General features: G+C 61.1%; 15 protein-coding genes. 10 read left to right on the top strand and 5 right to left on the bottom strand.

Translation table 11 applies throughout. The features are described from left to right. Nucleotides 1-7 precede the first annotated feature (7 nt). The 7 genes from ACGYLO_RS16170 (at nt 8) to ACGYLO_RS16140 (ending at nt 6,702) form a co-directional block, all read left to right on the top strand. Nucleotides 8-1,051, top strand: a complete 1,044-nt coding sequence (locus tag ACGYLO_RS16170; protein WP_271687487.1) for a glycine betaine/L-proline ABC transporter ATP-binding protein — start codon at nt 8-10, stop codon at nt 1,049-1,051. Between the two features lie 249 nt (nt 1,052-1,300). Then, entirely contained in the window at nt 1,301-2,176 is an 876-nt protein-coding gene (locus tag ACGYLO_RS16165) for an STAS domain-containing protein (protein ID WP_271687490.1), read from the top strand. A 1-nt stretch (nt 2,177) separates the two neighbouring features. Then, a complete protein-coding gene (locus ACGYLO_RS16160; RefSeq protein ID WP_271687493.1) occupies nt 2,178-2,531 on the top strand; it encodes an STAS domain-containing protein in 354 nt (117 codons plus the stop codon). After that, nucleotides 2,503-2,943 carry an ATP-binding protein gene (locus ACGYLO_RS16155; RefSeq protein WP_271687494.1) on the top strand — a complete coding sequence of 147 codons (441 nt, stop codon included), beginning with the start codon at nt 2,503-2,505 and terminating at the stop codon, nt 2,941-2,943. The genes ACGYLO_RS16160 and ACGYLO_RS16155 overlap by 29 nt, the downstream gene beginning before the upstream one ends. Next, nucleotides 2,940-3,950, top strand: a complete 1,011-nt coding sequence (locus ACGYLO_RS16150) for a SpoIIE family protein phosphatase (RefSeq protein ID WP_271687495.1) — start codon at nt 2,940-2,942, stop codon at nt 3,948-3,950. The genes ACGYLO_RS16155 and ACGYLO_RS16150 overlap by 4 nt, the downstream gene beginning before the upstream one ends. Next, nucleotides 3,950-5,086, top strand: coding sequence for a sensor histidine kinase (locus ACGYLO_RS16145; protein WP_271687496.1), 1,137 nt, complete (start codon nt 3,950-3,952; stop codon nt 5,084-5,086). The genes ACGYLO_RS16150 and ACGYLO_RS16145 overlap by 1 nt, the downstream gene beginning before the upstream one ends. 176 nt (nt 5,087-5,262) lie before the next feature. Beyond that, nucleotides 5,263-6,702 carry an aldehyde dehydrogenase family protein gene (locus ACGYLO_RS16140; protein WP_271687498.1) on the top strand — a complete coding sequence of 480 codons (1,440 nt, stop codon included), beginning with the start codon at nt 5,263-5,265 and terminating at the stop codon, nt 6,700-6,702. 64 nt (nt 6,703-6,766) lie between these two features. On the opposite strand, the gene arsH is transcribed toward ACGYLO_RS16140, so the two are convergent. From arsH to ACGYLO_RS16125, 3 genes are read right to left on the bottom strand one after another with little or no spacing between them, the layout of a single operon-like run. Then, nucleotides 6,767-7,477, bottom strand: a complete 711-nt coding sequence (arsH, locus tag ACGYLO_RS16135; protein WP_271687499.1) for an arsenical resistance protein ArsH — start codon at nt 7,475-7,477, stop codon at nt 6,767-6,769. A 39-nt stretch (nt 7,478-7,516) separates the two neighbouring features. Next, nucleotides 7,517-8,575 carry an ACR3 family arsenite efflux transporter gene (arsB, locus tag ACGYLO_RS16130; RefSeq protein ID WP_209218922.1) on the bottom strand — a complete coding sequence of 353 codons (1,059 nt, stop codon included), beginning with the start codon at nt 8,573-8,575 and terminating at the stop codon, nt 7,517-7,519. 29 nt (nt 8,576-8,604) lie between these two features. Further along, on the bottom strand, nt 8,605-8,934 hold the full coding sequence (locus tag ACGYLO_RS16125; RefSeq protein WP_271687500.1) for a helix-turn-helix transcriptional regulator: 330 nt from the start codon (nt 8,932-8,934) through the stop codon (nt 8,605-8,607). 122 nt (nt 8,935-9,056) lie between these two features. On the opposite strand from ACGYLO_RS16125, the gene ACGYLO_RS16120 reads away from it, so the two are divergent. Further along, nucleotides 9,057-9,671 carry a hypothetical protein gene (locus tag ACGYLO_RS16120; protein WP_271687502.1) on the top strand — a complete coding sequence of 205 codons (615 nt, stop codon included), beginning with the start codon at nt 9,057-9,059 and terminating at the stop codon, nt 9,669-9,671. Between the two features lie 13 nt (nt 9,672-9,684). Here ACGYLO_RS16120 and ACGYLO_RS16115 read toward each other — a convergent pair whose 3' ends face one another. Further along, nucleotides 9,685-10,257 (bottom strand): TetR/AcrR family transcriptional regulator, encoded by a 573-nt coding sequence (locus tag ACGYLO_RS16115; protein ID WP_271687503.1) that lies wholly within the window; start codon nt 10,255-10,257, stop codon nt 9,685-9,687. 99 nt (nt 10,258-10,356) lie between these two features. Here ACGYLO_RS16115 and ACGYLO_RS16110 point away from each other — a divergent pair, with 99 nt between their 5' ends. Next, complete coding sequence (locus tag ACGYLO_RS16110; RefSeq protein WP_271687505.1) at nt 10,357-10,923, top strand: carboxymuconolactone decarboxylase family protein; 567 nt, start codon at nt 10,357-10,359, stop codon at nt 10,921-10,923. A gap of 59 nt (nt 10,924-10,982) precedes the next feature. Here ACGYLO_RS16110 and ACGYLO_RS16105 read toward each other — a convergent pair whose 3' ends face one another. Next, complete coding sequence (locus tag ACGYLO_RS16105; RefSeq protein WP_271687506.1) at nt 10,983-11,528, bottom strand: YaeQ family protein; 546 nt, start codon at nt 11,526-11,528, stop codon at nt 10,983-10,985. 258 nt (nt 11,529-11,786) lie between these two features. Between ACGYLO_RS16105 and ACGYLO_RS16100 the strand changes: the two genes are divergently transcribed. Next, entirely contained in the window at nt 11,787-12,743 is a 957-nt protein-coding gene (locus ACGYLO_RS16100; RefSeq protein ID WP_276154317.1) for a glycoside hydrolase family 113, read from the top strand. Nucleotides 12,744-12,887: the final 144 nt, after the last annotated feature.

Genomic DNA, 12,887 nt, shown 5'->3' with positions numbered 1-12,887 from the left:
GCCAGACATGACAGACGACATCAAGATTTCCGTCCGCAACCTCTATAAGATCTTCGGCGACGACCCCAAAATGGCGCTGGAGAAAGTCCGCGGCGGCATGTCCAAGGCCGAACTTCAGGCCGAAACCGGCCATGTGTTGGGCCTCAATGACATCAACGTGGACATGCCTGCGGGCAAGACGACGGTGATCATGGGGCTCTCGGGCTCGGGCAAATCAACGCTGATCCGACACCTCAACCGGCTGATCGACCCCACGGCGGGCGAGGTCATCGTGAACGGCGAGAACATCCTTGACTATAACGAGCGTCGCCTGCGCCAGTTGCGCAAGCACGACATGTCGATGGTGTTCCAAAAGTTCGCCCTGCTGCCGCACCGCACGGTGCTGGAAAACACCGGGCTGAGCTGGGAGATCGAAGGCAAGAACCGCAGCAAATACGCGGCTGAAGCCACCAAATGGCTCAACCGCGTCGGGCTGGAGGGTCAGGGAGAGCAATATCCAGCGCAGCTTTCGGGCGGGATGCAGCAACGTGTGGGCATCGCCCGCGCGCTCACCTCAAACTCAGACGTGATGTTGATGGACGAGGCTTTCTCGGCACTCGACCCGCTGATCCGCACCGACATGCAGGATCTGCTGATCGAATTGCAGGAAGAACTGCATAAGACCGTGATCTTCATCACCCACGATCTGGATGAGGCGCTGAAACTGGCGGACCATCTGGTGATCCTCAAGGACGGCTTCATCGTCCAACAGGGCGAGCCGCAGCATATCCTGCTGAACCCCAACGATCCCTATATCGAAGCCTTTGTCAGCGACATCAACCGCGCGAGGGTGCTGCGCGTCCGCTCTGTCATGGAAAAGACCGATGTACCGCCCACGGAGGTCGCTGGTGAGGTTGATTTCGACGACACGCTGGAAAGCATCATTGCCGTTTCCGGCGGGGATACCACCAACAACTACCGCGTCATGCGCGAAGGCAAACAGGTTGGCGTGCTGCATATGCGCGATCTGGTGCGCGCGCTGGTGCCGCGTCACCCCGGCGAGGCGGCGTAATAACCTCGCGGCAACCTGACAGCCGCAAGACAAGACCAAGAAAGGGGCAGCACCCGGCCAAAGCGCCGTTGCTGCCCTTTTTGCAGGCGACCCTTACGTTTCGTCGCGAGAGCCTGCTTAAAAACAGCTACTTACGCGCCATTTCATTCTGTAAAACGGCGCTTTACCGCCGATCAAACTCCCTGCGTCCTATTGACACTCACCCCCACGATTGGCCTATGGGGGGTGAAATAAATACTGGGGTTCAAGATGCCGCAATCTGCTACGGCCAATATTCTGACTGTTCTCGACACCGATTTCAAAGGTATCATCGAGGAGTGGCTGGGAACGCAGGTCAAAGAAGGCGTAAAGCGTTCTGACCTGTTCTCCGATGCGGAGAGCCGTAACCAGAACCGCGAATTGCTCAAAGCCTTCTCCAAAGGTGTGCGCGATGGGGTCACCGGCGAGGATTTCGACTTTGACGATACCCAATGGGACGATCTGCGCGCCGTTCTGACCGATGTCAGCCGCGAGCGGGTCAACCGGGGCGTGACCCCGACCGAGATGGCGACCTTTGTGCTAGCGTTGAAAACGCCGCTGTTCAAACGGCTTGAGACGATGCTGGACAGCGACCATGCGATGCTGATCCGCGACGTGATGCTGGTCACCCGTTTGGTCGATGCCTTTGCCATCTACACGAATGAGATATTCATTCTCGAGCGCGAACAGATCATAGACCGCCAGCGCCAAGAGATGTTGGAGCTTTCAACGCCGGTCGTCGAACTTTGGGACCGCGTTTTGACCCTGCCACTGATCGGCACGCTGGATTCCGCCCGCGCCCAAGAGGTGATGGAGAACCTGCTGCAAACCATTCTGGAGCGGCAGGCCGAAGTGGTCATCATGGACATCACCGGCGTCGGCACCGTCGACACGCAAGTGGCGCAACACCTGCTGCGCGCCGCCGCCGCCGTGCGTCTGATGGGGGCGGAATGTATCATCAGCGGCATCAGCCCGATGATCGCCCAGACCATGGTGCAGCTTGGCATCGACGTGGGCACCGTCTCGACCCGGTCGAGCATCCGTACCGCCCTGTCGGATGCGCTGATGACCGTCGGCTATGTGATCAAGAAGACCGAGGGCCAATAAGGTGGCCGGTGTCACGTCGATTAATCTGGTCGAACATGCGCTCCTCGTTTCGATACAGGATGACATCACGGACACGGAGATTTTGGAGCTTCAGGATCGGCTGTCGAACAAGATATCCCAGAATCGCATCGATGGGGTGATCCTCGATATCTCGGCGCTTGAGATTGTGGACACTTTCGTTGGGCGGGTGATTGCGCAGTTGGCGGGGATCTCTCGCCTGCTGGCGGCGGATACCTATGTGGTCGGCATGCGCCCCACGGTGGCGGTCACGCTGGTTGAGCTTGGCATGTACTTGCCAGAAATCCGCACCGCCTTGAGCCTGACCCATGCCCTCACCCAGCTACGACGCGTTTGACGAAAAGGACCTTGGGGCGCAGGTTCTTCTCTCTCAGTTCAAACTAAAGACCAGCGGCGACGCGGTTACAGTGCGCCAAGCCGTGGCGCGCTATATGAAAGAACACGGCGCCTCGGCGCTGAATGTCACACGCTTCGCCACCGCCGTGAGTGAAATCGCGCGCAATGCGATCGTTCACGCTGGCGGCGGCGAATTTTCCATCTATGTCGATCCAAGGGCCAAGCGGCTGAGCGTGGTCTGTTGGGACAAGGGACCGGGGATCGAGGACGTGGCACTGGCCCTCACGGACGGCTATACCTCGGGCGGCGGGCTTGGCCGGGGCTTGGGCGGCGCGCAGCGGCTGGCTCAGAAGTTTGAAATTCGCACCGCCGTGGGCGGGGGCACCAGCGTGTTGATGAGTGTGAACCTATGATACAATGGGTCGAAGTGCAGGACCAAAGCGCCATCGCCGTGGTGCGCCGCGCCGCGCGCCGTCTGGCGGCGGAACACGGCTGGCCCAAACACCGGACCGATGAATTGGCCATTGTCGCCACCGAAGCCACCACCAACATCCTGCGCTACGCCGAAAAAGGCCGCGCCCTGATCACCGCCCCGCCGGAGGGCAAGGGCGACAGGATCGTGATGATCTTCACCGACCGCGGCCCCGGCATCAGCGATATGGATCACATGTTTCAGGACGGCATGAGCAGCGGTGGCTCCGCTGGGCTGGGCCTCGGGGCGATCCGCCGTCTGTCGAATGATTTCGATATTTTTAGCGGGCCCGAGGTGGGCACCACCATCGTTTGCACTTTTGTCAAAAACAGCACCCCCTGCCCGACCCATGGGGTCGAGGCCGTGGGCCTGCGGGTCTGTCACCCGAACGAAACGGAATGTGGCGACGATTACCTGCTGCGCAAGACGCCCAAAGCCACTGATATCCTGCTGTGCGACGGTTTGGGCCATGGCCCCGAGGCCGCAGCCGCAACGCTGGAGGTGACTGACGCCGTCAAAGCCACCCGCAGTTTCAACAGCGAGCCGGGCGCGGTGATGCATGAGGTGACCGAGCAACTGATCGGCAAACGCGGGGCGGTGGCAGCGCTTGTGCATATCGCGCAGCCGCAGATGGTGCTGCGCTATGCCGCTTTGGGCAATATCGCCACGCTGCGGGTCCGCGACGGTGAGGTCAAACGCGTGCCGGTGCGCGACGGGCGGATCGGCGCCCGCGCCACGCGGGGCTATGAAGAAAGCTTTGACCTTCAGCCGGGGGATCTGATGATCCTGCACAGCGACGGCTTGAAAACCCTGCGCGACAGCTATCTTCCACAGGGTCTATTGTGGAAATCTCCGCTTTTGATCGCTGGCTACCTGCTCGACCGGGCATTTCGCGGGCGTGACGACGCCTCCATCGTGGTCATACGCATTGCACGGGACGCGGACTGATGAAAGCAACCAATCTCACCTCGGTGAACCTTGAAAAGGGCGGCGATATCGCAGCCCTGCGCCAGATCGCCCTGACCCTGACCGAAGCCATGCGCTTTACCTCATTCGAGCGGACGCGCACCGTGACCGCCGCCGTGGAACTGGGCCGCAATGCGATAGAGCACGGCCAGAAAGGCCGCGCGCGCTTTTCGCTGACGGATATCAACGGCAAGCCCGCCCTTGGCCTGACGGTGATCGATCAGGGCCGTGGGATCGAAGAGGACAAGCTCGACCCCAACCGCGCCATCGTGTCGGAGACGGGCATGGGGCTGGGCCTGCGGGGCGTGCAGCGGATCGCGGCGCGTTTTGATGTGGACACCGGGCAAGAAGGCACGCGGATTCATGCGGAATTCCTGTTGCCCGAACCGCAATCCGCCGTCGAACAGATCAAGGCCGATGCCATGGCGGCTTTGGAGGCCTATAACGCCAAAGACCCGACCGCGGCATTGACCGAACAGAACCGCGAACTTAGCGAGGGCATCGCCGACCGCGACCTCTTGATGCAGGAGCTTCATCACCGCACGGGCAACAACCTTGCCCTGATCGTGGCGCTGATCCGGATGAGCAAGACCCAAGCCAAAGAGGATGAGACCCGCCAAGTGTTGCGCGAGTTGGAGACCCGCGTCGGCTCGCTCTCCAAGGCGCATGAGCTGATGCAACGCTCAACCGACAGCACCGACCTTGATCTGGCGGATATGCTGGATGAAGTCGCGAAAAACGCCGAACGCGCCTTTACCGGAGATCGTCAGAGCATCGCGATCAAGCTAATTTGCCCCAGCCTCAAGATGGACAACAAATTGGCCGTCGACATCGGGCTGATCGTGGGGGAGTTGATCACCAACGCCTATAAACACGCCTTCAAGGGGCGCGACAAAGGGGTGATCACCATCGAAGTCACGCAAGAGGATGACGAAGGTCTGACGCTCAAGGTCTATGACGATGGCGTCGGCCTGCCCGATGACGCCAAACGGCCCGAGAGGTCGGATTCGCTGGGCTGGCGCATGATCCGCACGCTGACCTTCCAGCACGAAGCGACGCTGAAGGTCGAAGGCCAAGACGGGCTTTGCGTCGAAATCAGCTTCCCGGCGCAGGGCTGAGCACACACCCTGCCCGCCCACCGGTTTCGGGCCGCCGCGCCCGTCTTTTTGATCAAAAATCACCTCTGAACTTTTCCGCCCCGTAAAATTGTCCTAGGCATATCGGGAGCCGGCGATTCCCGGACACTTCTAGGCGGCAAGAAAGACGCGCGCCTGGCCAATAACGGAGACAGAGCATGATCGAAAAACGTGATTTCTATATCGACGGCAAATGGGTCGCCCCGCTTGAGGGCAGTGAACATAAGGTCATCAACCCCTCGACCGAAGAACCCTGCACCGTGATCTCGCTCGGCGGGCCAAAGGACGTGGACGCTGCCGTGGCCGCGGCCAAGGCCGCCCTGCCCGCGTGGATGGCCACCGCCCCCGAAGAGCGCGTCGCGCTGATGGAGAAACTGGCCGAGGTCTATAAATCCCGGACCGAGGATATGGCCCAAGCGATCAGCACCGAGATGGGCGCACCCATCGAGATGGCGCGCAGTTCCCAATGGGGGGCGGGTTACACCCACCTGAAGAACTTCATCAAAGCGGCGAAAGATTTCAAATTCGTAAAGCCATTGGGTGATCACGCGCCGAACGACCGGATCATTCACGAAGCGGTTGGCGTCGTGGCGATGATCACGCCGTGGAACTGGCCGATGAACCAAGTGATGCTGAAAGTCGGCGCCGCTGTTGCCGCGGGCTGCACCATGGTGCTGAAACCGTCTGAGGAAAGCCCGCTGAGCGCGGTGATCTTTGCCGAGATGATGGATGAGGCAGGCTTCCCCGCCGGTGTCTTCAACCTTGTGAACGGCGACGGCGCGACCGTGGGCACCGCCCTGACCGGCCATGAGGATGTGGATATGGTGAGCTTCACCGGCTCCACCCGCGCCGGCATCGCGATTTCCAAGAACGCGGCGGATACGCTGAAGAAGGTCCATCTGGAGCTTGGCGGCAAAGGCGCGAACCTTGTCTTCGCCGATGCCGATGACAAGGCCGTCAAACGCGGCGTGCTGCATATGATGAACAACACCGGCCAAAGCTGTAATGCCCCCAGCCGGATGATGGTCGAGGCCAGCGTCTATGACCAAGCGGTCGAGACGGCAGCCGAAGTGGCCAATAAGGTCGAAGTCGGCCCCGCCAGCGAAGAGGGCCGCCACATCGGTCCCGTCGTGAACGAAGCGCAATGGGGCAAAATTCAAGACCTGATCCAGAAGGGCATCGACGAAGGCGCGCGTCTGGTCGCCGGTGGCACCGGTCGGCCCGAACATCTGAACCGTGGTTTCTATGTCAAACCCACGGTCTTCGCCGATGTGACGCCCGATATGACCATCGCCCGCGAAGAGATCTTTGGCCCCGTGCTTTCGATCATGAAGTTCGAGAGCGAAGATCAAGCCGTTGAGATGGCCAATGACACGGTCTATGGCCTGACCAACTATGTTCAATCCAGCGATGGCACCCGCCGGAACCGTCTGGCGACCAAGCTGCGTTCGGGCATGGTTGAGATGAACGGCGAGAGCCGTGGCGCAGGTGCGCCCTTCGGCGGCATGAAACGTTCGGGCAACGGGCGCGAAGGCGGCGTTTGGGGGATCGAGGACTTCTGCGAAATCAAAGCGGTTTCCGGCTGGTCCAACGACTGATCGCTTTTTAGCGTGAGTATGTTGCGGCAGGGCCAAGATTGGCCCTGCCGTTTGCATTTGGCGGTCAGATCGCCTTTTGGTTTACCCGTTTGGAAAGCTCCTCGGCGCTTTCCTTACGCTCGCTATAACGGTCGAGCAGATAATCCTTATTGTCGCGGGTCAGCAGGGTGAATTTCACCAACTCCTCCATCACATCGACCACGCGGTCATAGAAGGGTGAGGGTTTCATACGGTCATCCTCGTCAAACTCCAAGAAAGCTTTGGGGGTCGAGGATTGGTTGGGAATGGTCAGCAGCCGCATCCAGCGGCCCAAAATGCGCAACTGGTTCACCGCGTTGAAACTTTGCGAGCCGCCGCTGACCTGCATCACCGCCAAAGTCTTGCCTTGGGTCGGGCGCACCCCGCCGAGCGACAGGGGGATCCAGTCGATCTGGGTTTTCATGATCCCCGTCATCGCGCCGTGGCGTTCGGGCGAACACCAGACCATGCCTTCGGACCATGACACCAGATCGCGCAGTTCCTGCACCTTGGGATGCTGAGGCGCGGCATCGTCGGGCAGCGGCAGGCCCGTGGGGTTGAAGGTGCGCGTCTCGGCCCCGAGACGGGTGAGGATGCGGGCGGCCTCTTCGGTCATCAGGCGGCTGAAGGACCGCGGGCGGAGCGAGCCGTAGAGCAGCAGAATGCGCGGGCCGTGGGTGGCGCGCTCGGGCGACAGGAGGCGTGTGTCGTCGATGGGGTTGAAGTGGTCTTCTTCGATATTTGGCGTATCGGTCACGGGAATTTCCTTAGGCGGCAGAGGGTTATCGGGCGTGGTTCATTTGGCGGCGGGGAACCAATGCTGTGTGCGGTTGGCAAAGCCTACGAGGGAGAGCATGACCGGCACTTCGACCAGGACGCCCACGACGGTGGCCAAAGCCGCGCCCGACCCCAGCCCAAAGAGGCTGATCGCCACGGCGACGGCCAGTTCAAAGAAGTTCGACGTGCCGATCAAGGCGCAGGGGGCGGCCACGTTGAAGGGAATGCCCCAAGCCCGCGCGGCGCCATAGGCGATGAAGAAGATGCCGTAGGATTGCAGCAACAGCGGTACGGCAATCAGCGCGATCACAAGCGGGCGGTCGAGGATCACCTCGCCCTGAAAGCCAAAGAGCAACACGACCGTCAGCAGAAGCCCCATAATGGCAAAGGGCTGCACCCGAGCCTTGAAAGCGTCGACCGCCGCCTCACCGCCCTTAGCTACCAACCGCCCGCGGGTAAGGTAGCCGGCCAGCAGCGGCAGCATGACGTAAAGGCCGACCGAGATCAGCAGCGTGTCCCAAGGCACGGTGATGTCGGTCACGCCCAAGAGGAAAGCCACGATCGGCGCGAAGGCGAAGACCATGATCACATCGTTCACGCTGACCTGCACCAGCGTATAGGTCGCGTCGCCGCGGGTGAGGTTGGACCAGACAAAGACCATGGCGGTACAGGGCGCGGCCCCCAAGAGGATCACCCCCGCCAGATAGGCCTGCGCGTCATCGGGCGGGATCAGCCCGGCAAAGACATGATTGAAGAACAGCACCCCAAGCGCAGCCATGGTGAAGGGTTTGATCAGCCAGTTGACCACCAGCGTCACCACCAGCCCTTTGGGCTTGTCCCCCACCTGCCGCAGTGCGCCGAAATCGACGCCGACCATCATCGGAAAGACCATGGCCCAGATCAGCACCGCCACCGGCAGGTTGACCGAAGCGACTTCGAGCGCCGCCAGCGCGCCAAAGATGCCGGGAAAGAGATTGCCCAGCAAAAGCCCCGCCCCGATGGCCAGCGCCACCCAGAGCGAAAGCCAGCGTTCAAAGGCCCCAAGGCCAGCGGTTGCGGGATCAGCGGTATCGGTCATGGCGGTCTTTCGTGTTGGGGGTTCGGGGGTTAGCAGCAGGTCAACTCATCCAGCAGCGGTTGGCACAGTTCAGGCTGGCCGCCGCAGCAGTCTTCCAAGAGAAAGCCCAGCAGCGCGCGCAGCCCGTTCATATCGGCGAAATATCGAATGCTGCGCCCTTCGCGCTTGCTGCGGATCAGCCCCGCGCGGGCCAGCACCGAGAGGTTGGCCGACATCGTATTCTGCCGCACGTCGAGCACGACGCCGATCTCGCCTGCGGACATGCCTTTGCCGCCCGCTTTGATCAGCAGGCGAAAGACGTCCAGTCGGGTCTGTTGACCTAAGGCGGCGAAGGCTTGAAGGGCGTTCTCATTATCCATATATCATGAATTATTGATATAATATCGCACGGTCAACCCCGCCCCGCCAATCTTTGTGCAACGAAGCGCCGCCCCGTGCGTTAATCTCGCGCCCCCCGCAGGCTTGATAGGGAAGAGATAGGATGCTTGATTGGATTGCAGAGAATTCCGGCACGTTGCAAGTGGCAGTGAGCCTTTTTACGGCAGTGGTCTGGCTCGCCTATCTGCATATCCTATGGCTCAACTTCCGGCGGCAGCGGCAGCCGGTGATCCTGATCAACCGCTCTATCGCGCGGGATGAGAATGCCCATTGTTTCGTGACGAATATGGGGGCCGAGCCGATTTACCTGCTGGAGGTCATGGCGCGGGTCGTGACGGAGGAGAAAACCTATCACGTCAAGGTCACCGAACGCGAAGAGGTGGCACTGAACGATGTGGAGAACCCCCTGACCCGCACCAATCAGGGGCCGATCAAAAGCGGTGATTTCATCGACATCGGCAGCTTTCTGGACCTATTGCGTCGCGCCGAGACGCGCATCGGGACCGAGGGGCTTTTTGACAAGGTCCGGCAGATGGACCTCACGGTCGCTGCCGCGGATGGGCATACCACAAGGCTGATCGCCGCGCGGCATGAGTTCCGGGCGGAATGGAAAGACGGCAAACCCTATTTCGTGCCGGAGCGGATCATGGCGCGTCAGATCCGCAATGTCTTTCAACGGCGCAAGATCACCACGATGCTGGAAGAGCAGATCGAATAGCGCCTCGTGGGGGCTACAGCCGCTCCAGCCCTTCGGCGATTTCGCGGGCAATGGCATGAGCGTCGATCCCCTCCCGCTCGGCCGAGACGCGCAGGCCCAAAAGATCGCTCTGATAGCGCCGGGCCAGCGCCTTTGGATCATGCGCCGCGCCGATCTCCCCGTCTCGCTGCATCTGCGCGAAAAGCGCCGCGAATTGCTCTTCCATCCCCATAAGATGCGCGCTGGCCCGTTTCGCCAACGGGTGGCCATGGGCCTGAAGCTCCAGCAGCGTTTTGGACAGCATGCAGGCTTTCGCCGGAGCCTCCTCCCGACAGATCGCCAGTTCGGGATAGCGTTTCAGCGCCGCCATCGGACCGTGCGCTGCGACCAATTCGGCCAGACGCCCGGCCCCATCTTCGGCATATTTGTCCAAAGCGATTTCAAACAGCGCCTCTTTCGATCCGAAGGCCGCGTAGAAACTGCCGGGCTTCATCTTCAGCACCGCTTCGAGGTCTTTCAGCGACGTGCCCGCCCAGCCCTGACGCCAGAACAGATCGCGGGCGCGGTCGATCAACTCGGCTCGGTCGTGGTTCGGTTTGCGAGGCATGTGATCACCATATGTTGAACGGTCACTCAAATATATACTTGAGTGATCGCTCAAGAAAGCCTAAATGACGGATATCGACGATTTACAAAGGTAGAAACCATGACATTCCCGTCCCACGACCAAAACACCGCGCCCGAAGCCTCCAAGCCGCTGCTGGAAGAATCGCAAAAGGCCTTTGGCCGCCTGCCGGGTCTGCACAAGGTGCTGGCCGAAAGCCCGCAGGCCTATGAAGGCTATCAGGTGCTGCACAAGCTCTTCACCGAGACCGAGTTCGACGCCGAAGAGCTGACCGTTGTTTGGCAGTCGATCAACGTCGAGAACGAGTGCCATTACTGCGTGCCCGCCCACACCGGCATCGCCAAGATGATGAAGGTCTCGGACGAGATCAGCGACGCGCTGCGTAATGAAACGGCCCTGCCGACGCCCAAACTCGAAGCGCTGCGGACCTTTACCGTGCAAATGGTGCGCAACCGCGGCTTCGTTTCCGACGCACAGATGCAGGCGTTTTTCGACGCAGGCTATGGCCACCGCGCGGTGCTGGACGTGATCCTCGGCATGGCGCAGAAAACCATCTCCAACTACGTCAACCACGTTGCCGAAACCCCGGTGGATGAGGTTTTCCAGCCGCTGGCATGGAAGCGCGGCGCCAAGAAGCTCGACGTATAATTTAAAGGCGCGCCCATAGAGGCGCGCCTTTTTCCACCAGCGTTTAGGCCCGCCGTCCTTTACCGGGCAGTCTTCCAACGGTCGAGCGTGAGGGTCACCATCGCCTCATCAAGGTTCACCGTCACCTCGCCGTCTTGGATCATCACCTGAAGCTTCATCGCCCGGCTGGCCAGTTCCGCCAGCGCCTTGGTGTCACCCTCGGCCAGGTTCACCACGTCCAGATTGTCAAAACGGGTGGTGCCGTTCTTGACCTTATCCCACCAGACCTCCGCCGTTTTGCCGCCATAGGGGTAGACCACGACCTTCGCCGCCTTGTTGCAGGACTGGCGCAGGACCTTCTCACTCGGCAAGCCGAGCGTGATCCAAACGTCCAACTCGCCGCTCAGACTCTTCTGCCAGATGTCCGGCTCATCATCCGTAGAGAGGCCCTTGGTCATCTCCAGATGCTCATGGGCGTTAAGGGCAAAGGCCACCAGCCGCACCATCAGGCGCTCATCGGTTTCCGAAGGGTGTTTGGCGATGGTCAGCTTATGGGTCTCATAATAATGACGATCCATGTCCGAAACCGAAAGCTCGACTTTGTAGATGGTGGCATTCTGCGCCATGATATGTCTCGTTTTCCAAGGTAGGCGCTGCCTACGCGTTTGGGCCGACCGGGGAAAGGGAATTTTCACTGGGCTCTGCGCGGGTCCGGCGGGTAAAAACCCGCCAATTTTGCGCAAAATTGACGCTATTTGGCCCGGTGCAGCGCCCAAAAGGCCAAGCATCTTCGCCAGCGCGCCGTTGTGCGGCGGGGGAAGTCATCCTACCCTACCTGCATGATCGACCGTCGCACGCTTCTCTGGGCCCTCGGCTCTACCGCTTTGACTGCGACAGCGGCGTTTTCGCGAGAGGCGGGTGGCGCCCTACGCGGGTTCAACCTGATCGAGACGCCGAACGCCCCCTTCGGCAGCCCCGCCGCCGCCCAAAGCATCACGCGGCTACGTGACACAGGCGCGACGGCGGCGACGGTGATCCCCTTCCTGTGGCAGCCTTCACCCAGCTCCAGCGCCATCGTTATGGGGGATGCACTGCCCCATGACAGGATCGCCGCCGGGATCGCGCAGCTGCACGCCGCGGGGCTCGCCGCCATCGTCAAGCCCCATGTTTGGGTGCCCGAAAGCTGGGCCGGCGCGATAGCCCCCGAGCCGGACAGCGCAGACGCATGGCATGCCGCCTATGCAGAGGTTCTACGCGCCATTGCCGTCACGGCAGAGCGCAACGGCGCCGACGTGCTCGCCCTAGGCACCGAATTGCGCGGCGTATCGGGGGCGGCGCAATGGGGCGACACCATCGCCGAGATACGCGCGCTTTTCAGCGGAAAGCTCACCTATGTCGCCCATGGCGCCGACGAGGCCGAGAAGATCGCCTTCTGGCCCGAACTGGATGCCGTGGCGGTATCCCTCTACCCCGTTCTAGGCGCCCCGGACGCGCCTGCCGATTGGGACCGCGCCATCGCCTTAGAATTGGACCGGGTCGCCGCCGTGGCGCGAAAATATGCAAAACCCATCTGGATCGCGGAAATCGGCCTCCGCTCCGCCGAAGGCGCGACCGCGCGCCCATGGGAAAGCGCCGAAGAACGCGCCGCCCCCGCCGATATGGCGCTTCAGGCCGAGGTGCTGGAACGCTGGCTGCGGGCCCTTGAGGCCCGTGGGATTCAAGACGTCTGGATCTGGCGTTGGTTCACCGACCCCGACGGCGGCGGCGCGGGAGACACTGATTTTACGGTGCAGAATAAGGTGGCGCAGGAGGTGATCGCAGGGTTTTGGCGCGAAAAATGAACGGGCTTAGGCGGCGCAAAGCACCGGGATCATTCATACGAATATGCGGAAAACCTTCTGGAAAAGGTGGTACCCAAGGCCGGACTCGAACCGGCACGCCTCGCGGCGGGGGATTTTGAATTGCGTAGAACTGAATACCTTACA

The organism is Sulfitobacter sp. 1A13353 (genome assembly GCF_043557255.1).
Taxonomy (GTDB): domain Bacteria; phylum Pseudomonadota; class Alphaproteobacteria; order Rhodobacterales; family Rhodobacteraceae; genus Sulfitobacter; species Sulfitobacter faviae.
Note: the sequence above shows the minus strand (reverse complement) of the source record. Positions and strands in the feature narration are given on the sequence as shown.